The 18,639-nt window shown below is 63.9% G+C and carries 21 protein-coding genes; 9 read left to right on the top strand and 12 right to left on the bottom strand.

From position 1 onward, the window contains the following. Positions 1-20 precede the first annotated feature (20 nt). Positions 21-833, bottom strand: a complete 813-nt coding sequence (locus ACE3P2_RS19310) for an NAD-dependent deacetylase (RefSeq protein ID WP_374267514.1) — start codon at positions 831-833, stop codon at positions 21-23. Between the two features lie 117 nt (positions 834-950). On the opposite strand from ACE3P2_RS19310, the gene ACE3P2_RS19305 reads away from it, so the two are divergent. The 3 genes from ACE3P2_RS19305 to ACE3P2_RS19295 all read left to right on the top strand — a co-directional run bounded on the left by ACE3P2_RS19305 (position 951) and on the right by ACE3P2_RS19295 (position 3,973). Continuing rightward, on the top strand, positions 951-1,769 hold the full coding sequence (locus ACE3P2_RS19305) for a class II glutamine amidotransferase (protein WP_374267512.1): 819 nt from the start codon (positions 951-953) through the stop codon (positions 1,767-1,769). 132 nt (positions 1,770-1,901) lie between these two features. Continuing rightward, positions 1,902-2,345: an HIT family protein gene (locus ACE3P2_RS19300; RefSeq protein WP_374267510.1), complete on the top strand. Its 444-nt coding sequence runs from the start codon at positions 1,902-1,904 to the stop codon at positions 2,343-2,345. 17 nt (positions 2,346-2,362) lie between these two features. Beyond that, positions 2,363-3,973 (top strand): hypothetical protein, encoded by a 1,611-nt coding sequence (locus tag ACE3P2_RS19295; protein WP_374267508.1) that lies wholly within the window; start codon positions 2,363-2,365, stop codon positions 3,971-3,973. Between the two features lie 68 nt (positions 3,974-4,041). On the opposite strand, the gene phoR is transcribed toward ACE3P2_RS19295, so the two are convergent. Further along, on the bottom strand, positions 4,042-5,388 hold the full coding sequence (gene phoR, locus ACE3P2_RS19290; protein WP_374267506.1) for a phosphate regulon sensor histidine kinase PhoR: 1,347 nt from the start codon (positions 5,386-5,388) through the stop codon (positions 4,042-4,044). Between the two features lie 3 nt (positions 5,389-5,391). Next, entirely contained in the window at positions 5,392-6,099 is a 708-nt protein-coding gene (phoB, locus tag ACE3P2_RS19285; RefSeq protein ID WP_374267504.1) for a phosphate regulon transcriptional regulator PhoB, read from the bottom strand. Positions 6,100-6,265: 166 nt separating this feature from the next. On the opposite strand from phoB, the gene ACE3P2_RS19280 reads away from it, so the two are divergent. Genes ACE3P2_RS19280 through ACE3P2_RS19270 form a run of 3 tightly spaced genes read left to right on the top strand, consistent with a single transcriptional unit; the run spans position 6,266 to position 8,053 of the window. Next, on the top strand, positions 6,266-6,691 hold the full coding sequence (locus ACE3P2_RS19280; RefSeq protein ID WP_374267502.1) for a gamma-butyrobetaine hydroxylase-like domain-containing protein: 426 nt from the start codon (positions 6,266-6,268) through the stop codon (positions 6,689-6,691). Between the two features lie 22 nt (positions 6,692-6,713). After that, positions 6,714-7,451: a bifunctional demethylmenaquinone methyltransferase/2-methoxy-6-polyprenyl-1,4-benzoquinol methylase UbiE gene (gene ubiE / locus ACE3P2_RS19275; protein ID WP_374267500.1), complete on the top strand. Its 738-nt coding sequence runs from the start codon at positions 6,714-6,716 to the stop codon at positions 7,449-7,451. Positions 7,452-7,483: 32 nt separating this feature from the next. Then, a complete protein-coding gene (locus tag ACE3P2_RS19270; RefSeq protein WP_374267498.1) occupies positions 7,484-8,053 on the top strand; it encodes an SCP2 domain-containing protein in 570 nt (189 codons plus the stop codon). A 78-nt stretch (positions 8,054-8,131) separates the two neighbouring features. Here ACE3P2_RS19270 and ACE3P2_RS19265 read toward each other — a convergent pair whose 3' ends face one another. From ACE3P2_RS19265 to ACE3P2_RS19225, 9 genes are all read right to left on the bottom strand, one after another. Then, positions 8,132-8,557 (bottom strand): F0F1 ATP synthase subunit epsilon, encoded by a 426-nt coding sequence (locus tag ACE3P2_RS19265; RefSeq protein ID WP_374267496.1) that lies wholly within the window; start codon positions 8,555-8,557, stop codon positions 8,132-8,134. Positions 8,558-8,618: 61 nt separating this feature from the next. After that, the gene (atpD, locus tag ACE3P2_RS19260) at positions 8,619-9,995 is read right to left on the bottom strand and encodes a F0F1 ATP synthase subunit beta (RefSeq protein ID WP_374267494.1); all 1,377 of its coding nucleotides are present in this window, start codon (positions 9,993-9,995) and stop codon (positions 8,619-8,621) included. A 27-nt stretch (positions 9,996-10,022) separates the two neighbouring features. Further along, complete coding sequence (gene atpG / locus ACE3P2_RS19255; protein WP_374267492.1) at positions 10,023-10,892, bottom strand: F0F1 ATP synthase subunit gamma; 870 nt, start codon at positions 10,890-10,892, stop codon at positions 10,023-10,025. A gap of 21 nt (positions 10,893-10,913) precedes the next feature. Next, complete coding sequence (atpA, locus tag ACE3P2_RS19250; RefSeq protein WP_374267490.1) at positions 10,914-12,452, bottom strand: F0F1 ATP synthase subunit alpha; 1,539 nt, start codon at positions 12,450-12,452, stop codon at positions 10,914-10,916. An 11-nt stretch (positions 12,453-12,463) separates the two neighbouring features. Continuing rightward, on the bottom strand, positions 12,464-13,000 hold the full coding sequence (locus tag ACE3P2_RS19245) for a F0F1 ATP synthase subunit delta (protein ID WP_374267488.1): 537 nt from the start codon (positions 12,998-13,000) through the stop codon (positions 12,464-12,466). Between the two features lie 3 nt (positions 13,001-13,003). Beyond that, positions 13,004-13,477, bottom strand: a complete 474-nt coding sequence (locus ACE3P2_RS19240; RefSeq protein WP_374267486.1) for a F0F1 ATP synthase subunit B — start codon at positions 13,475-13,477, stop codon at positions 13,004-13,006. Positions 13,478-13,512: 35 nt separating this feature from the next. Continuing rightward, positions 13,513-13,758: a F0F1 ATP synthase subunit C gene (gene atpE / locus ACE3P2_RS19235; RefSeq protein ID WP_079434620.1), complete on the bottom strand. Its 246-nt coding sequence runs from the start codon at positions 13,756-13,758 to the stop codon at positions 13,513-13,515. Between the two features lie 61 nt (positions 13,759-13,819). After that, positions 13,820-14,662: a F0F1 ATP synthase subunit A gene (atpB, locus tag ACE3P2_RS19230; protein ID WP_374267484.1), complete on the bottom strand. Its 843-nt coding sequence runs from the start codon at positions 14,660-14,662 to the stop codon at positions 13,820-13,822. Between the two features lie 2 nt (positions 14,663-14,664). After that, on the bottom strand, positions 14,665-15,006 hold the full coding sequence (locus tag ACE3P2_RS19225; RefSeq protein ID WP_374267482.1) for an ATP synthase subunit I: 342 nt from the start codon (positions 15,004-15,006) through the stop codon (positions 14,665-14,667). A gap of 184 nt (positions 15,007-15,190) precedes the next feature. Between ACE3P2_RS19225 and ACE3P2_RS19220 the strand changes: the two genes are divergently transcribed. From ACE3P2_RS19220 to rhlP, 3 genes are read left to right on the top strand one after another with little or no spacing between them, the layout of a single operon-like run. Beyond that, entirely contained in the window at positions 15,191-15,502 is a 312-nt protein-coding gene (locus ACE3P2_RS19220) for an ArsR/SmtB family transcription factor (RefSeq protein ID WP_374267480.1), read from the top strand. Between the two features lie 7 nt (positions 15,503-15,509). Beyond that, on the top strand, positions 15,510-17,648 hold the full coding sequence (gene aas / locus ACE3P2_RS19215; protein ID WP_374267478.1) for a bifunctional acyl-ACP--phospholipid O-acyltransferase/long-chain-fatty-acid--ACP ligase: 2,139 nt from the start codon (positions 15,510-15,512) through the stop codon (positions 17,646-17,648). Beyond that, a complete protein-coding gene (gene rhlP, locus ACE3P2_RS19210) occupies positions 17,645-18,493 on the top strand; it encodes a rhombotarget lipoprotein (RefSeq protein ID WP_374267477.1) in 849 nt (282 codons plus the stop codon). The genes aas and rhlP overlap by 4 nt, the downstream gene beginning before the upstream one ends. Positions 18,494-18,639: the final 146 nt, after the last annotated feature.

The following is an 18,639-nucleotide window of genomic DNA, read 5'->3' as shown; positions in this document are numbered from 1 at the left end:
TCGCGGCGGCGGGCGAAACCTCAGCCGGCGGCGTCCCGGCCGCTGTCGAGACTGAAGCCGGCGGCATCGAGCAGGGCCGGCAGCACCTCGGCGGCGCGCAGCCGGAAACGGTGGCGCACCCGCTCGCTGATCGGCGTGTGACCGGGATTGATCTCGATGGTCGGGATGCCGTTCTCGATGGCCCACAGCATCGGCCCGGCGATGTACGGAAAGGAGCTGCCGGTGCCCACCGAGAGGATCAGCCCGGGCCCGGCGGCCATCACCTGTTCGAAGCGATGCACCGCGGCGTCGGGCAGGTTCTCGCCGAATAGCACCACGTCGGGGCGGATGATGCCGCCGCAGTGCGGGCATTCGGGCGGAATCGTCAGGCCGGCGTAGTTGTCCACCTGGCGCGCCCGCCCGCAGTCGACGCAGCGCAGGCGGCGCAGCGTGCCATGCATCTCGATGACGTCCCGCGAGCCGGCGGCGAGGTGAAAGCCGTCGACGTTCTGGGTGAGCACCGTGACGTCGCCGCGCAGCGCCTCCAGCCGCGCGATGGCGTAGTGGCCGGCGTTGGGATGGGCGCCGCGGCAGCTCGATTCGATCTGCGACAGGTAGCGCCACGCGATGTCGGGCCGCTGCGCGAACATCGCCCCCGACAGCGCCTGCTCGATGGGCAGACCGATGTCGGTGAGGGTGCCTTCGTAAAGCCCGCCGACGCCCCGGTAGGTGGGCAGGCCGGAATCGGCGGAGAGCCCCGCGCCGGTGATGAAAAGGATGCGCCGTGCGGTTGAAAGCAGGCGACCCGCGGCAGCGATTTCCGCCGCCTGGTCGGTTAAGGTATGGCTTGTCATTCTGTACCCGTTGGTTTGACGACGCTAACGGCAGGCCGGCATCCGGAATTTAGGCACAATTCCGGTCTCACCGCCAACGTGGTCAAGGCCCAACCGATAACGACGAGTTTTTCTTCCATGTGCCAGCTTCTCGGAATGAACTGCAACACGCCGACGGACATCTGCTTCTCGTTCGCCGGCTTCCAGGCCCGCGGCGGCCTCACCGACGTCCACGGCGACGGCTGGGGCATCGCCTTCTTCGAGGGCCGCGGGGTGCGCCTGTTCCTCGACCCCCAGGCAAGCAGCGGGTCGAAGGTCGCCGAACTGGTGCGCCAGTACCCGATCCACTCCCTCAACGTCATCGCCCACATCCGCAAGGCGACGCAGGGCATCGTCAATCTCGAGAACACCCATCCGTTCCAGCGCGAGCTGTGGGGGCGCTACTGGGTATTTGCCCACAATGGGAACCTCAAGGGCTTCGACCCGGCCTTGCGCGGCGACTTCCGCCCGGTCGGCCAGACCGATTCCGAACTGGCCTTCTGCCATCTGATGGAAACCCTGCGTCAGCGCTTCCCCGACGGCGAGCCCCCGCGCGAGGCGCTGTTCGCGCTGGTGCGGGAGGTCGCCACCGAAATCAGCCGCTTCGGCGAATTCAACTTCCTGCTCTCCAACGGCACCTGCCTGTTCGCCCATTGCGCCACGCGGCTCGCCTACATCGTACGCCAGGCGCCGTTTGCCCGCGCGCACCTCAAGGATCAGGACATCACCGTCGATTTCAGCGAGCACACCACCCCCGGCGACCGGGTCGCGGTGGTCGCCACCACGCCGCTGACCGACAACGAGGCCTGGACTCCGATCGCCCCCGGCACCCTGCTGCTGTTCGTCGACGGCAGCCCGGTGGATGCCGGCCCGGCGACGACTTCCTTCAGCGAGGCCGACCAACCGGCAACGACTTGAGGCGATAATGTCAGCATTGGTAAAAAATACATTTTTAACAGATAACATCGCGTCGAATCGCCGATGATCTTTTGTGATCCATCCGGGCTAGAATCGCCGGATATTTTGTAACACGCCGGGCCGAAACCACCCATGCCGACAAGCGCCCCGAAAGACTGCCCCCTGTGCTTCCCCGAGCGGGAAAACGTGCTCTGGCGCGACGCCAGTTGCCGCGTGATCCGCGTCGACGATCCGGACTACCCCGGCTACTGCCGCCTCATCTGGAACGAGCACGTCGCCGAGATGAGCGACCTGTCGCCCGCCGACCAGCGGCATTGCTTCAACATCCTGATGGCGGTCGAAGTGGCGCTGCGCGAGTGCTTCAGCCCCGACAAGATCAATCTGGCCAGCTTTGGCAACGTGGTGCCGCACCTGCACTGGCACCTCATCCCGCGCTACCTGGACGACCGCCACTTCCCGCAGCCCGTGTGGGGTGCGGCCCAGCGCAAGGGCGGCAGCTCGCCGGCCCCGGAAGTCGACGACGCGCGCCTCGCCCTGGCGGTGCGCAACGCCATTGCCGAGCATCTTGCCGGCTGAATCCGGAGACTCCTTCCATGGCGGACAGCCCCCAAAACTATCCCGACCTGCGTAGCGTCGAGCAGTACCGCAAGCTTCTGCGCAACCTGCACACGCTCAACGCCAACGAAAGCCACGCCACCCTGGTGCGGATGCTCGAAGGCCTCCTGGCCAGCCCGCTGGGGCCGGAAGAACAGCTCGAAGTCCTCGAATCGGCTCGTCAGACGATCACCTTCGTCCAGAACGAGATGTCGTCGCGCTACGCCGCCCACCCGCTGCCCCCCGACAGCCAGGAAGACGCCACCCTGCGCCAGGTCGTGCGCCTGTGGACGGCCCTCAGCACCGCCTACGCGCGACTCTCCGAAAGCGGCAGCGGCAGCGACGAGTTCCGCGCCCAGTGGCCGCTGCTGGCCCAGCGCCGCATCCAGTACCTTGGCCAGGTCATCATCGAATATTTCCGCGCCCACCGCGCCGAGCCGCCGGGTGCCTGGAAAGCCGTCCACGCCGCCTTCCTCGAGGCCGAACGGGCCGGCATCACCCACAGCCGGGTGATCGACCCCCTCAACAACACCTGGAAGGCGCAAAGCCCCGACGAAGCCTACATCGCCCTGCTACTGGTCGATCTCACCAACCCCTACGGCCGCAACCAGCGCGAGCTGAACTGGATCTGCCGCTGGGCGCAACGCTTCGCCCCCTACTGCATCATGCAGACCAGCTGGGAAAAAGACGATGCCCGGGCTTACGGCCTGGATCTCACCGAAGATCACGGCCTGCGGCCGATCGCGCTGATCGGCGCCCGCCCGGGCATGCGCCGCTTCGACGGCCACCGGCTGGCGGCCCAGATCAAGGCCATGCTCGCCGAGTTCAAGCAGGGCACCACGCCGGCCTCGCTGGGCCTGGGCGACGACTGCTCGCAACCCGCCTGCGCCCGTCTGCTGGTGTCGCTGTATCGCCCGTGGGGCATGTCGGCCGCCGGTCGCCGCTTCCCACGCCGCAACAAGAAGGGCAGCAACAAGATCTGCACCGACTGGGACGCCATCGGGCTGCTCGTTTCGGGTAAGGAATTCACGCCACCGAACCGCCGCCAGACGTTGGGCAGCCGCTACGACATCAACGTCATCACCTTCGGTGCCCGGGTGGACGACGAGGTGCCCGACGTCATCAACCCCGAAGCGGAAGTCCTGCGCCGCGGCTTCACCATCGACGATTGGCAGACCGTCGACCACTCGGTCTCGGGCTTCCGCGTCCAGCGCAAGCACCCCGGCCAGCGCATCGAGCACCACCAGATCGTCGGCATCAAGCCGAGCGACGGCAGCCAGTACCTGCTCGGGCAGGTCAGCTGGCTGATGTACGAACCCGACGGCACGCTGATGGCCGGCATCCACCTGCTCGCCGGCCTGCCGACGGCGGTGGCAGTTCGCTCGACGGGGCTGAACACCAGCCCCAATGAACCCTACACCCAGGCTTTCCTGCTGCCCGAGATCGCCGCAATGCGCGCACCGGCCACGGTGGTCCTGCCGGGCGGCTGGTTCCACGCCGACCGGGTGATCGAACTGCATCAGGGCGAGCCCCGCCAGATCCGCCTGAGCAGCCTGATTGCCCGCGGTACCAACTTCGACCAGGCAACCTACGAGTTCATCGCCGCGTAAGCCAGGCCGACAGCCACCAAACAAAAAGGGGTGAGCCGATGCTCACCCCTTTTTACTTGGTGCTGGACTCATTCCACCAGGCGCCGCGCGGGAAAACTCGCCGTGAAGCGACTGCCACGCCCCGGCTCGCTATCGATCAGCAGATCGCCCTGGTGGCGGCTCAGCACGTGTTTGACGATCGCCAGTCCGAGGCCGGTGCCGCCCGTCTCGCGCGAACGCCCGCGGTCGACCCGGTAGAAGCGCTCGGTCAGCCGCGGAATGTGCTCGGCGGCGATCCCGATGCCGTCGTCCTCGACGCTGTAATCCACCACCGCGCCGCGGCGGCGCCAGCCGATACGGATATGGCCGCCGGCCGGCGTGTAGCGCACTGCGTTGATCGCCAGGTTGGCGAACACGCTGTAGAGTTCCTTCGGATTGCCCAGAAGATGGGCACGGGTCTGGCAATCAAGATCGATGGTGTGGCGGCCGGCCGACACCACCTCGGCCTCCTGACGCACCTCCTCGAGCAGCGCGGCCACATCGACCGGCTCCTCGTGGGGCACCGGCGAGCCGGTCTCGAGGGCCGACAGGGTCAGCAGATCCTGGATCAGGCGCTGCATCCGCACGGCCTGCTCGGCGGCAAGGCCAAGATAGTGGCGGATGTCGTCCTTCTCGAGATCGTCCAGGCCATCGATCACCGTCTCGAGAAAACCCGAGACGACCGTCAACGGCGTGCGCATCTCGTGGGACACGTTGGCGACGAAATCGCGCCGCATCGCCTCCACCCGCTGGCCCTGGGTGATGTCCTCGGACATCAGCAGATGCATGTCCTCGCTGAACGGCACCACGTGGACCATCAACGTGCGGCCCACCGGGCGACCGATGGTGAAGGTGAGGGGCTCCGTGTAGTCGCCCTCCTTCAGGTAGCGCACGAAATCGGGCTGGCGCACGATATTGGTGACCGGCGCCCCTTGGTCGCGGGCCCGGTCGAGGCCGAACTGCTGCTCGCCCTGGCGATTCACCCATTCGATGGTGTTGGTCTGGGACAGGAACATCAGCCCATGGGGCATTGCCTGGCTGGCTTCGCGAAAGCGGTCGAGCGCCGCAGAGAGACGCTCCTGGCGGTGAGTCGCGGTACGGGAGCGGTGATTCACCTCGGCGAAGACGTCATCCCACAGACCGAAGGCGCGCGGCAGCGGCGCCGATTGCTCGACCGGCGTACGCAGCCAGCGCACCAGCTTGAACAGGTTGCTGACGTGGTAAACACCGGCGAGCAGCAACAACCCGACAAAGACAACCAGCCCCGCCACCACGCCGAAGAAGAAGGCGACCGCCCCCGCGAGAATCGCGAAGACGACCAGAACGGTGATGACCGCCGCCTGGATATACGTGATCGGCCGCGTCGCGGCCACCCCCTGGGTGAGTTCTTCTGTCACCGGCTAGCGCACCGAGGCGGATTCCTGTTGGGTGGAGAAGCGGTAGCCGCTGCCACGCACGGTCTGCACCAGACCGTCGTGGCCACTCGGCTCGAGGGCACAGCGCAGGCGACGGATGTGCACGTCCACCGTGCGCTCTTCGACGAAGACGTGGTCGCCCCACACCTGATCGAGCAACTGGGCACGGGAATGCACGCGCTCCGGATGAGTCATCAGGAAATGCAGCAGGCGGAACTCGGTCGGACCGAGCGTCACCGGGGTACCGCCGGCAGCCAGGCGATGCGTCGCCGGATCGAGCCGCAGCCCGCCCAGATCGACCGGGTCCTCGGTGGTCTCCGGCGCCCGGCGACGCAGCACCGCCTTGATCCGCGCGACCAGCTCGCGAGGCGAGAACGGCTTGGTGATGTAATCGTCGGCGCCGGCCTCGAGGCCCATCACCTTGTCCTGCTCCTCGCCGCGGGCGGTCAGCATGATCAGCGGGATGCTGCGGGTACGCTCCTCGGCGCGCAGGCGGCGGGCGAACTCCACGCCCGACATGCCGGGCAGCATCCAGTCGAGGAGGATCAGGTCCGGCAAGGCATCGCGGACGATGCGCTGGGCCGTTTCCGCATCCCCGGCCCGCACCACGTGGTGGCCGGCGCGCATCAGGTTGGCGGCAATCAGTTCCTGAATGGCGGGCTCGTCTTCGACGAGGAGGATCGTGGCAGGCATCAAAACCTCGGCAGGGGTCACAAAACGCCGGCAGTGTATTGCAGCTATTTTACCCTTTGATGACAGGTCATCTGCCTGCAACGCGTTCGGGCACGGCACCCGCACGGGCGGAGCGGCCGCCTTCGAGTATCATTGGGAGGTTGAACACCAGACGACGGAAACCCGCATGGCCGGCCTTCGCAAGGACGATCCCGTTCCCACCGAGATCAAGCTTCACCAACGTTCGCGCATCATGGAAGTCGCCTTCGACGACGGCCAGCGCTTCGAATTCACGTACGAATTCCTGCGGGTCCATTCACCGTCCGCTGAAGTCCGCGGCCACGGCGAAGGGCAGGAAGTCCTGCAGCTCGGTAAGCGCGATGTGGACATCACGCGCATCGAACCCGTCGGCAACTACGCCGTCCGCCCGATCTTCTCGGATGGCCACGACAGTGGACTGTATTCCTGGGACTACCTCTACGACCTGGGCGAGCGCCACGACGCACTGTGGCAAACCTACCTGCTACGCCTCGAAACCGAAGGCGGCAGCCGCGATCCGGCTGATCTGGCGGCGCCCGCTCCGAAGACCGGTGGCTGTGGCCACCACCACTGAACAACCGATTTCCGATCCGATCATGAACGACAAGACCACCCATTTCGGCTTCCAGCAGGTTGCCGAATCCGAAAAGGCGAGCAAGGTCCGCGGCGTGTTTTCGTCCGTCGCCAGCAGCTACGACGTGATGAACGATCTCATGTCCTTCGGTCTGCACCGACTCTGGAAAGCCTTCACCGTGCAGATCGCCGGCGTGCGCGCCGGTGACCGCGTGCTGGACGTGGCGGGCGGCACCGCCGACCTCTCCCTCGCCTTCGCCAGGAAGGTCGGCCCCACCGGGCAAGTGTGGCTCACCGACATCAACCACGCCATGCTGTCGGTCGGCCGCGACCGGGTGGTGGACAAGGGCTTCCTGCTGCCCGTCGCCCAGTGCGACGCCGAGAAGCTGCCCTTCCCCGACAATCACTTCGACGTGGTCACGGTGGCGTTCGGCCTGCGCAACATGACCCACAAGGACGCTGCGATTGCCGAAATGCGCCGCGTGCTCAAGCCCGGCGGACGCCTGCTGGTGCTCGAATTCTCGAAGGTCTGGAAGCCCCTCGCGCCCGCCTACGATTTCTACTCCTTCAAGCTGCTGCCGCTGATGGGTGAAAAGGTCGCCCACGACGCCGACAGCTACCGCTATCTCGCCGAGAGCATTCGCATGCACCCCGACCAGGAATCGTTGAAGAGCCTGATGGAACAGGCCGGCCTCGCCCGCGTCGAGTACTTCAACATGACCGCCGGTGTCGTCGCGCTGCATCGCGGCTACAAGCTCTGACATTCACTCACCGATTCGCTGCAGGATCCGCAATGCTTGCCTCATCCGCCATCGCCGGCCTCAACCACCTGCTCGTGGATGCGCCGTGGGCTCGGGAGCGCCTGGCGCCCTTTGCCGGACGCACCGCGGTGTTTCGCCTGCCGCCCCTGGAACTCGGCCTTGGCATCGACAACGAAGGCAGCTTCACCGAAGCCGCTACCCCAGATCCCGACGTGACCCTCGAGCTCCCGCTGGGGTCACTGCCCAAAGCCATCGGCGGTACCGATGCGCTGATGGCCGACATCCGCATCAGCGGTAACGCAGATTTCGCCGATGCTCTCGGCTTCGTGTTACGGCAACTCCGCTGGGACGGCGAGGAAGCACTGGCGCGATTAATCGGCGACATCGCCGCCCATCGCGCTGTCGGCACCGCACGCGCTGTGGCCACCTGGCACCGTCAAACGGCCCGCAACGTCGTTGAGAATCTTGCCGAATATTTCGGCGAGGAGCAGCCCCTGGTCGTCAAACGAAACGCCCTGGACGATCTATCCCGCTCGATCAGCGGCCTGCGCGACGATCTGGCCCGCCTCGAAAAACGCCTGTCCAAGCTGGACACTCGCTAAGCCCGTTCGGACGGCGTCCAGAAACAAAAAAGCCAACCTCGAAAGGTTGGCTTTTTTGCTGACTGCGTTTCGTCGCTATCAGTGACCGCGCTTCTTCAGGCGGTTGATCGCAGCGATCTGAGCCAGAGCGGACGCCAGCTCGGACTGGGCCTTGGCATACTCCAGGGCAGAACCCTGGTTCTGCAAGGCTTCCTCGGCCAGACGCTTGGCTTCCAGCGCCTTGGCTTCGTCCAGATCCTTGCCCCGGATGGCGGTGTCCGCCAACACGGTAACCAGGTTCGGCTGAACTTCGAGCAAACCGCCGGCCACGAAAATCAGTTCTTCTTCGGACTGATTCTGGACCTTGACGCGTACGGCACCCGGTTTGACGCGGGTCATCAGCGGCATGTGACCGGGCAGGATGCCCAGCTCGCCCGCTTCGCCAGGGAGCGCCACGAACTCGGCCAGACCGGAGAAGATCTGCTCTTCCGCACTGACGATATCGACGTGAATGGTCATTGCCATAGCTATTTCCTCCTCAAACCGGCGGTCTCGTCAGAGCGCCGCCGGGCGATGGTCGCATTGATCAGAGGGTCTTCGCTTTTTCGAAGACTTCTTCGATCGGGCCGACCATGTAGAAGGCCTGCTCGGGCAGGTGATCCACTTCACCGCTGAGAATCGTCTTGAAGCCCTTGATGGTCTCCTTCAGCGGGACGTATTTGCCGGGCGAGCCGGTAAACACTTCCGCCACGAAGAACGGCTGGGACAGAAAACGCTGGATCTTACGGGCGCGGGCGACAAGCAGCTTGTCTTCCGGAGCCAGTTCGTCCATACCCAGAATCGCGATGATGTCGCGCAGTTCCTTGTAACGCTGAAGGGTCTGCTGAACGCCGCGAGCGGTGTTGTAGTGCTCTTCACCGACAACCAGCGGATCGAGCTGACGGGAGGTGGAGTCGAGCGGATCCACGGCCGGGTAGATACCCAGCGCGGCGATGTCACGCGACAGCACGACGGTCGAGTCGAGGTGCAGGAAGGTGGTGGCAGGCGACGGGTCGGTCAAGTCATCCGCAGGCACATACACGGCCTGGATGGAGGTGATCGAGCCCACCTTGGTGGAGGTAATACGTTCCTGCAGACGGCCCATTTCTTCGGCCAGCGTCGGCTGGTAACCCACCGCAGACGGCATACGACCCAGCAGCGCGGACACTTCGGTACCGGCCAGGGTGTAACGGTAGATGTTATCCACGAAGAACAGGATGTCACGACCTTCGTCACGGAAGCGCTCGGCCATGGTCAGGCCGGTCAGCGCCACACGCAGACGGTTGCCGGGGGGTTCGTTCATCTGACCGAACACCATCGCAACCTTGTCGAGAACGTTGGAGTCCTTCATTTCGTGGTAGAAGTCGTTCCCTTCACGGGTACGCTCGCCCACGCCGGCGAACACCGACAGACCGCTGTGCTGCTTGGCGATGTTGTTGATGAGCTCCATCATGTTGACGGTCTTGCCCACGCCCGCACCACCGAACAGACCGACCTTACCGCCCTTGGCGAACGGGCAGATCAGATCGATAACCTTGATACCGGTTTCGAGCAGATCCACGGAAGGCGACAGCTCGTCGAACTTCGGAGCCTTCTGGTGAATGACCCGGCGCTCGTCACATTCGATCGGGCCAGCTTCGTCGATCGGACGACCCAGCACATCCATGATCCGGCCCAGCGTGCCGTGACCAACCGGCACTGCAATACCCTTGCCGGTGTTCGAAACTACCATGCCACGACGCAGGCCGTCCGAAGACCCCAGCGCAATGGTACGAACCACGCCATCACCCAGCTGCTGCTGAACTTCGAGAACCAGCTCAGCACCTTCCAGGGTAAGGGCGTCGTAAACCTTGGGCATCGCGTCGCGCGGGAACTGCACATCCACCACGGCGCCGATGCATTGAACGATCGTTCCTTGACTCATCGTCGTTTCCCCAAACTTGTTAAACCGTTACACCGCGGCTGCGCCGCCGACAATTTCAGACAGTTCCTTCGTGATCGCGGCCTGGCGGGTCTTGTTATAGACCAGCTGCAGTTCGCCAATCACGTTACCTGCGTTGTCGGAGGCTGCCTTCATCGCCACCATCCGGGCACTCTGTTCGGATGCCATGTTCTCGGCGACTGCCTGGTACACCAGCGCTTCGACGTAGCGCACCAGGAGTTCGTCGATCACCACCTGCGCATCCGGCTCGTAGAGGTAGTCCCAGTTCCCTTCCGGGGTACCGAGACGCTCGCCGGTCAGCGGGAGAAGCTGCTCAAGCTGGGGTTCCTGCTTCATCGTGTTGATGAAGCGGGAATAAACAATGTGCACCTCGTCCAGCTCGCCATTCTGGAACGCGTCGATCATGACCTTCACCGGCCCGATCAGCTTTTCCAGGTGGGGGGTATCCCCGAGCTGGGTGACATGCGACACCACCTTGGCACCAAGGCGCTGCATGAAACCGAGCCCCTTGTTGCCGATGGCGGTCACACGCATGTCGGTGACACCACTGCTTTCCCAATTCTTGAGCGCATTCAACCCGACACGCAAGGTGTTGGTGTTGAGGCCGCCGCACAGACCCTTGTCGGTCGTGACGACGATCAGCCCCACACGCTTGACATCGTTCTTCTTGATCAGGAACGGATGCTTGTAGTCGGTGATGTTGGCAGCAGACAAATTCGCGGCGAGACGGCGGATCTTCTCGGCGTAGGGACGGGCAGCCCGCATGCGGTCTTGAGCCTTCCGCATCTTCGAAGCTGCCACCATCTCCATGGCTTTGGTGATCTTCTTAGTGTTCTGGACACTCTTGATCTTGTTACGGATCTCTTTACCGCTAGCCATATTGCTCTCCGTAAGCCCGCGTTAAGCCCAGCTCTTCTTGAACTCTTCGATGACGGCGGCGAGTTGCTTGGTGCCTTCGGCGTCGAGGTCCTTGGTCGTCTCGATCTTGGTGACGAGATCGGCAGCCTTGGTCTTCACGTACTGGTGCATCGCGGCTTCGCAGGCCAGGGCGCGCTTCACTTCGACGTCGTCGAAGTAGCCCTTGTCGACCGCGAACAGCGTGATCGCCATTTCCGAGACCTTGAGCGGCGCGTACTGCGGCTGCTTCATCAGTTCGGTCACGAGACGACCGCGCTCGAGCTGCTTGCGGGTCGCTTCGTCCAGATCGGAAGCGAACTGCGCGAAGGCAGCCAGTTCACGATACTGGGCGAGAGCCAGACGGACACCGCCGCCGAGCTTCTTGATGACCTTGGTCTGGGCGGCACCACCAACGCGGGACACCGAAATACCGGCGTTGATCGCGGGACGGATACCAGCGTTGAAGAGGTCGGTTTCCAGGAAGATCTGGCCGTCGGTAATCGAGATCACGTTGGTCGGAACGAACGCGGAAACGTCGCCGGCCTGGGTTTCGATCACGGGCAGTGCGGTCAGCGAACCGGTCTTGCCCTTGACTTCACCCTTCGTGTATTGCTCGACGTACTCTTCGGACACGCGGGCAGCGCGCTCGAGCAGACGGGAGTGCAGGTAGAACACGTCGCCGGGATAGGCTTCACGGCCAGGCGGACGACGCAGCAGCAGGGAAACCTGACGGTAGGCCCAGGCTTGCTTGGTCAGATCGTCATAAATGATCAGGGCGTCTTGACCGCGGTCGCGGAAGTACTCGCCCATCGTGCAACCGGAGTACGGAGCGATGTACTGCATCGCGGCGGACTCGGAGGCGGTCGCGGCGACGACGATGGTGTATTCCATCGCGCCGTTTTCTTCGAGCTTGCGCACCACGTTCGCGATGGTCGAAGCTTTCTGACCGACCGCAACGTAGATACACACCATGTTTTCGCCCTTTTGGTTGATGATCGCATCAACCGCAACGGCAGTCTTACCGGTCTGACGGTCGCCGATGATCAGCTCGCGCTGGCCACGACCGACGGGGACCATGGCGTCCACCGACTTCAGGCCGGTCTGCACCGGCTGGGACACCGACTTACGCCAGATGACGCCCGGAGCGACCTTCTCGATCGGCTCGGACAGTTTGGCGTTGATCGGGCCCTTGCCATCGATCGGCTGACCCAGGGAGTTAACGACGCGACCGATCAGCTCGGGGCCGACCGGGACTTCCAGAATGCGACCGGTACACTTGACGGTATCACCTTCGGAGATACCTTCGTATTCGCCCAGCACCACGGCGCCGACGGAGTCGCGCTCGAGGTTCATGGCGAGACCGAAGACGTTGCCGGGGAATTCCAGCATTTCGCCCTGCATGGCATCGGACAGGCCGTGGATACGGCAGATACCGTCAGTCACCGAAACCACGGTACCTTCGGTACGGGCATTCGCGGACAGTTGCAGGTTCTGAATCCGACTCTTGATCAGGTCACTGATTTCAGAGGGGTTAAGTTGCATAGCTTATGCTCCTAGTTCTTTAGCGCGGCGGCCATGTTCGCGAGCTTGCCGCGGACCGAGGCGTCGATGACTTCATCCCCAACGGCGATCTTGACCCCACCGATCAATTCGGGGTCGACGCTGACGGTCACGTTGAGCTTGGCCTTGAAACGGGCTTCCAAGTCAGCGATCAGCGCTTTCAGCGTTGCATCGTCCATCGGGAAGGCGGAGGCGATGTTGGCCTCCTTGACACCTTCGTGTTCGTTCTTGAGGGCAACGAACAGGTCACGGATCTCGGGAAGCACTTGCAAACGCTCGTTGTCGACGAGAACACGGACGTAATTCTGCTGTTCGGCAGTCAGTCCGGCACCGGCGACATCGAGGAAAAGACCAGCCAGCTGCTGCGGCTGGAGCTTGGGATCGGCAATGCAATCCCGCATCTGCGGATCGGCGGCGACGACCGCCAGCCGATCAAGTGCTTCCGACCAAGGCCCCAGCGCGTTGCCCGCGGAAGCGAGCTGAAAGGCTGCTTCAGCATAGGGGCGTGCGATGGTGACGTTCTCGGCCATGGCTTATTGAAGTTCCTGTTTCAGGTTGGCCAGCAGGTCGGCATGGGCCTGAGCATTGATCTCCTTGCGGAGGATCTTCTCGGCACCGGCGACAGCCAGTTGGGCGACCTGATCGCGCAGGGCTTCCTTGGCACGCTGGGCAGCGACGCCGGCTTCGGCTTCGGCGGCTTCACGGGCCTGGGCAATGATTCGGGCGGCTTCGGCGCGCGCTTCGTCGAGGAAAACGGCAGCCTGCTTTTCAGCAGCGGCGCGGACGTCCGTGGCGGACTCGCGCGCCTTGCGCATTTCTTCGACGACCTTCTTCTCGGCATGTGCGAGATCGCTCTTCGCCTTGTCCGCAGCCGCCAGCCCGTCGGCGATCTTCTTCGCGCGCTCGTCGAGTGCCTTCACGATGGGGGGCCACACGAACTTCATCGTGACCCACGCCAGAATGAAGAACACAACGAGCTGGGCTACCAGGGTTGCGTTCAGATTCACGGTACTCTTCCTTTAGTCAGGTTGAACCGCGAAACTTAGATCTTGAACGGGTTGGCGAACGCAAACATCATGGCGATACCGACGCCGATCAGGAACGCGGCGTCGATCAGACCGGCCAGCAGGAACATCTTGGTCTGCAGGGCGTTCATCAGCTCGGGTTGGCGAGCGGAAGCTTCCAGGTACTTGCTACCCATGATGCCGATACCGATACAGGCACCGATAGCACCCAGACCGATGATCAGACCGGCGGCCAGAGCAACAAAACCGAGAACGTGTTCCATGACTACTCCTTTAGTTGAGATGATTTAAATAGAAACCGAAACGACTGCTTGAAACTGAAACTTAGTGGCTTTCGTGGGCCTGACCAATGTACACCAGGGTCAGCATCATGAAGATGAAGGCCTGCAGGGCGACGATCAGGATGTGGAAGACGGCCCAGATGGAACCTGCAACGACATGACCCAGGAAGCCGAAGACGGTGGCGGTACCGCCCATCAGGGCGATCAGCATGAACACCAGCTCGCCAGCGTACATATTGCCGAACAGTCGCATGCCGTGGGAGACGGTCTTGGCCAGGAATTCGATCATCTGCATCAGGAAGTTGACCGGATACAGCAGCGGATGGGAGCCAAAGGGGGCGGTGAAGAGTTCATGCACCCAGCCACCGATACCCTTGATCTTGATGTTGTAGTACAGGCAAATCAGCAGCACGCCGATGGACATGCCGAGGGTGCCGTTGAGGTCGGCGGTCGGAACGACGCGCAGATAGGCATGCTCATTGCCGGAGATGAGCGCCCAGATCTTGGGAAGCAGATCGACCGGCAGGAAGTCCATGGAGTTCATCAGGAAGATCCAGAAGAACACCGTGAGGGCGACAGGTGCAACGAACTTGCGGGACTCGGCGCTATGCACGATACCCTTGGCTTGGTCGGCAACCATCTCGACGAGGATTTCGATGGCGGCCTGGAAACGCCCAGGAACACCGGAAGTGGCCTTGCTGGCGCACTTGATCAGGATCAGCAGCGTGACGATGCCGAGACCGATCGAGAAGAAGAGGGTGTCGAGGTTCCACACGCTCCAGTCGATGATCGCGGTTTGCGCGTGACCGGTGGAGTTGAGGTGGGTCAGGTGGTGGACGATGTATTCGCCAGCTGTGGGTGCGTGTGCTTCGTGGCCAGTGCTCATGGTCAGGTCTTCACCAAAAATGCAAATAAATTCGCCTTCAGCGCAACGATCGACCCGATCACCATCGCCAACCAATGGACGTCTGGATACACGAGCGGAACGGTCGCCAACAATCCTACGGTTGACGCGATCTTAAAGAACTCGCCAACAAAAAACTCAAGCGGGTACGACGCAGCCGGACGCTTGGATACCGCGTAGAGGCGCAGGGCGAAAAGCAAATTGGGAAGAACACAGGCTGCGCCTCCCAACGCCGCCGACAACGCACCGCGCACCCCTGTAATCGCTCCAGCGATCATTGTCGCCAGAATTGTCGCGCCTATCTGCAGGAATACCGCTTTGAACATGGCTCTCTGCGTGGCACGCCGGGTGTTGCGCCGTCCGCCGTACGAAAAACGTGCGAATTCTAGGGGTTAACCGTGACAAAGTCAATTACTGCGGCGGCGCAGCAAGCGTGCGGGAAGGCGAAAACACCGGTCATCGCGATCCCCCGGGTTGACAGATACGATAAACATATCGATCATCATCGACATGAACAAGGACTACTCACGGGCAATCCCCGAAACCTGGCGTGACATTTCGACGATCTTCGCCGCACTGGGCGACGAGCATCGACAACGCATCCTGCTCACCTTCGAACCTGGCGAACGCCTCAACGTCGGTCAGATCGCCGATGTCTCGACGCTGGCGCGTTCGACCGTCTCCCACCACCTCAAGGTGCTGCGGGAAGCCGGCGTGCTCATCGCCGAGCGCGAAGGCAAGGAGATCTACTTTCACGTGAACAAGACTTTCCTCCAGGACGCTTTCGGCAAGGTCGTCAGCTACCTGGCCACCGACCTCTGACCCTCTCATGCGCTCACTCATCAAAGCCCTGTTGCGGCAGATCGCCGCCCTTCTGTTCCGGGTTCGCGTCGAAGGCGCGCTGCCGGCAACCCACGAACGCCTGCTGGTAGTGGCCAACCACGAGTCCTTCCTCGACGGCCTGCTGCTCGGGCTGTTCCTGCCCCTCGACCCGGTGTTCGTGGTTCACACCGGGGTGGCGCGCAACCCGCTGTTCAGATTGCTGCTGAGCTTGGTGGATTACCTCGCGGTCGATCCCACCAGTCCGATGGCGATGAAAAAGGTCATACGTCTTATAGAAGAAGGTAGACCTGTCGTGATCTTCCCGGAAGGCCGCATCACCACCACCGGCAGCCTGATGAAGACCTACGACGGCCCCGCTTTCGTTGCCGCCAAGACCGGCGCGACGATTCTGCCGGTGCGCATCGACGGCGCCTCGCGCAGCTATTTCTCGCGCCTTGCCGCCCACGTTCCACGCAAGCTTCTGCCGCAGATCAGCCTGTTCCTGCGTCCGACCACCGCGATTTCGATGCCCGTCGCCTCGACTGCCCGCCAGCGTCGCCGCAAGGCCGGTGAGGCCATGCGGCGACTGATGCAGGACATGATCTTCGCCACCCGGCCGACCCAGACGCTGTTCGAGGCGCTGCGGGACGCCGCGGCGATCCACGGCCCCGGCCACACGCTGGTCGAAGACCTAAAGCAGATCGAGTACACCTATCGCGACCTGCTCAAGATGGCGCTGGCCCTCGGTCGCGTCGTCGCCCGCGAGAGCGTGCCGGACGAGCGGGTCGGTCTGCTGCTGCCCAACCTCGCGCCGACACTCGGCCTGATCTTCGGGCTCACCGCCCACCGGCGCGCAGTGGCGATGCTCAACTACACCGCCGGAATCGACGGCATGCAGGCGGCGTGCACGGCAGCGCAACTGCGTACCGTGATCAGCTCGCGCGCCTTCGTCGAGCAGGCCAAGCTGGGCGACAAGCTGGCCGCGCTCGACGGTGTGCGCGTCCTGTGGCTCGAAGACCTGCGCGACCGCCTCACCCTCGCCGACAAACTGTGGCTGCTGGCCTGGGCGCTGCCCTTCCCCCGCGCCGCGCTGCCCGCCGGCTCGCCGGAAGACGCCGCAGTGGTGCTGTTTACCTCCGGCTCCGAAGGAAAGCCGAAGGGGGTCGTGCTGTCGCACCGGGCGCTGCTCGCCAACATCGCGCAGATCCGTGCGGTGGTGGATTTCTCCGTCGACGACAAAATCCTCAACGCCCTGCCGCTGTTCCACTCGTTCGGCCTCACCGCCGGCGGGCTGCTGCCGGTGCTCAGCGGCGCCAAGGTCTTCCTGTATCCGTCGCCGCTGCACTACCGGGTGATCCCCGAGCTCGCTTACGACCGCAACTGCACGGTACTGCTAGGCACCAGCACCTTCCTCGGCAACTACGCCAAGTTCGCCCACCCCTACGACTTTTACCGCCTGCGTTACGTGATCGCCGGCGCCGAGAAGCTCTCCACCTCGGTGCGCGACCTGTGGTTCGAGAAGTTCGGCATCCGCATCTTCGAAGGCTACGGCGCCACCGAGACCGCGCCGGTGCTGGCCGTCAATACGCCGATGGCCTTCCGCAGCGGCACCGTCGGCCAGTTCCTGCCGGGCATCGCCGCGCGGCTGGTGCCGGTGCCCGGCATCCCGGGCGGCGGCATGCTGCACGTGAGTGGCCCCAACTTGATGTCGGGTTATCTGCGCGTCGGCGCCCCCGGCGTGCTCGAAGCACCCACCTCGTCGGAAGGCGAAGGCTGGTATGAGACCGGCGACGTGGTCGAACTGGACGACGACGGCTTCGTGAAGATCGTCGGCCGGGTCAAACGCTTCGCCAAGGTCGCCGGCGAGATGGTCTCGCTGGAAGCCGTGGAGAAGCTGGCCACCGCCGCGTCGGCGGGCGCCGCCCACGCCGCCTCGACCCAGCCCGACCCGGCCCGTGGCGAGACCATCGTGCTGTTTTCCACCGACCCGACGCTCACCCGCGAACGCCTGCAGGCCGCCGCCCGCGACGGCGGCTGGCCCGAGATCGCCGTCCCGCGCAAGCTCGTCCTGCTCGACGCCCTGCCGTTGCTGGGCACCGGCAAGATCGACTACGTCACCCTCAAGCAACTGGCCGAGAACGCATGATGAACGCAAGACACCTCCCGCATCGCAGCGGTCTCGCCGCCGCCGCGCTGGCCGCCCTCCTCGCCACCGGCTGCGCCACCTGGTTCGATCCGGGCAATCACACCCAGCGCGCCAGTGTCGTCGATTACCTGTATCCGAAAGGCGAATCGCCGACGCTCAAGCCCGCGACACCCGAGCTGCAGCTTCCGTTGCGGGTCGGCATCGCCTTCGTGCCCGGCGAGCACCAGGCCAACCTGCCCGAAGTCGAGCGCGACCGCCTGCTGCGCCGGGTGAAGGATGCCTTCGCGAGCCGGCCCTACATCTCGGCCATCGAGATCGTCCCGACCCCCTACCTGCGCCCCCGCGGCGGCTTCGACAACCTGCAGCAGGTGGCGCGGATGTTCAACGTCGACGTCGTCGCGCTGCTCTCCTACGACCAGTTGCAGTTCAGCGACAGCAATCGCCTGTCGGTCTTTTACTGGACCATCGTCGGCGGCTACTTCGTCAATGGCAGCCAGTACGACGTCAATACCCTCGTCGACGCGTCGGTGTTCGACGTGAAGAGCCGCCAGCTCCTGTTCCGCGCCCCGGGCACCAGCCAGATCCGCGGCAGCTCGCCGCTGGTGAAGTTCGGCGAAGCCTCCCGCGAAGCCCGCACCGAAGGCTATCGACAGGCCATCGACAGCCTGCTCCCGCAGCTCGACGCGCAACTGGAAGCCTTCAAGCTGCGGGTGAAGGAGGAACAGGTGGCCAAGGTGGTGAACAAACCCGGCTACAGCGGGGGCGGTGCCGCGGATGCCGGCGGCCTCGGACTGCTGGGCGCCGCGGCCGCCCTGGCCGCATGGCGACGTCGCCATGGCGGCTGAACGCCCGCTGCTCGCGGCGCTCGGAGCCCTCGTCGCCATCGGCGGCGCGCTGCCCGGCGACGATGTCGAATGGCGCCGCGACGCCCTCGCCCAAGGCGAGCTGTGGCGGCTGTGGACCGGCCAGTTCTGTCACTGGTCGCCCCTTC

It is taken from the genome of Zoogloea sp. (assembly GCF_041911615.1).
Classification (GTDB): Bacteria; Pseudomonadota; Gammaproteobacteria; order Burkholderiales; family Rhodocyclaceae; genus Zoogloea.
Note: the sequence above shows the minus strand (reverse complement) of the source record. Positions and strands in the feature narration are given on the sequence as shown.

What these genes read in the sequence shown, in the direction of transcription:
- ACE3P2_RS19310 (WP_374267514.1), bottom strand. Translation starts at nt 833, where the DNA reads ATGACAAGCCATACCTTAACCGACCAGGCGGCGGAAATCGCTGCCGCG.
- ACE3P2_RS19305 (WP_374267512.1), top strand. Translation starts at nt 951, where the DNA reads ATGTGCCAGCTTCTCGGAATGAACTGCAACACGCCGACGGACATCTGC.
- ACE3P2_RS19300 (WP_374267510.1), top strand. Translation starts at nt 1,902, where the DNA reads ATGCCGACAAGCGCCCCGAAAGACTGCCCCCTGTGCTTCCCCGAGCGG.
- ACE3P2_RS19295 (WP_374267508.1), top strand. Translation starts at nt 2,363, where the DNA reads ATGGCGGACAGCCCCCAAAACTATCCCGACCTGCGTAGCGTCGAGCAG.
- phoB (WP_374267504.1), bottom strand. Translation starts at nt 6,099, where the DNA reads ATGCCTGCCACGATCCTCCTCGTCGAAGACGAGCCCGCCATTCAGGAA.
- ACE3P2_RS19280 (WP_374267502.1), top strand. Translation starts at nt 6,266, where the DNA reads ATGGCCGGCCTTCGCAAGGACGATCCCGTTCCCACCGAGATCAAGCTT.
- ubiE (WP_374267500.1), top strand. Translation starts at nt 6,714, where the DNA reads ATGAACGACAAGACCACCCATTTCGGCTTCCAGCAGGTTGCCGAATCC.
- ACE3P2_RS19270 (WP_374267498.1), top strand. Translation starts at nt 7,484, where the DNA reads ATGCTTGCCTCATCCGCCATCGCCGGCCTCAACCACCTGCTCGTGGAT.
- ACE3P2_RS19265 (WP_374267496.1), bottom strand. Translation starts at nt 8,557, where the DNA reads ATGGCAATGACCATTCACGTCGATATCGTCAGTGCGGAAGAGCAGATC.
- atpD (WP_374267494.1), bottom strand. Translation starts at nt 9,995, where the DNA reads ATGAGTCAAGGAACGATCGTTCAATGCATCGGCGCCGTGGTGGATGTG.
- atpG (WP_374267492.1), bottom strand. Translation starts at nt 10,892, where the DNA reads ATGGCTAGCGGTAAAGAGATCCGTAACAAGATCAAGAGTGTCCAGAAC.
- atpA (WP_374267490.1), bottom strand. Translation starts at nt 12,452, where the DNA reads ATGCAACTTAACCCCTCTGAAATCAGTGACCTGATCAAGAGTCGGATT.
- ACE3P2_RS19245 (WP_374267488.1), bottom strand. Translation starts at nt 13,000, where the DNA reads ATGGCCGAGAACGTCACCATCGCACGCCCCTATGCTGAAGCAGCCTTT.
- atpE (WP_079434620.1), bottom strand. Translation starts at nt 13,758, where the DNA reads ATGGAACACGTTCTCGGTTTTGTTGCTCTGGCCGCCGGTCTGATCATC.
- atpB (WP_374267484.1), bottom strand. Translation starts at nt 14,662, where the DNA reads ATGAGCACTGGCCACGAAGCACACGCACCCACAGCTGGCGAATACATC.
- ACE3P2_RS19225 (WP_374267482.1), bottom strand. Translation starts at nt 15,006, where the DNA reads ATGTTCAAAGCGGTATTCCTGCAGATAGGCGCGACAATTCTGGCGACA.
- ACE3P2_RS19220 (WP_374267480.1), top strand. Translation starts at nt 15,191, where the DNA reads ATGAACAAGGACTACTCACGGGCAATCCCCGAAACCTGGCGTGACATT.
- aas (WP_374267478.1), top strand. Translation starts at nt 15,510, where the DNA reads ATGCGCTCACTCATCAAAGCCCTGTTGCGGCAGATCGCCGCCCTTCTG.
- rhlP (WP_374267477.1), top strand. Translation starts at nt 17,645, where the DNA reads ATGATGAACGCAAGACACCTCCCGCATCGCAGCGGTCTCGCCGCCGCC.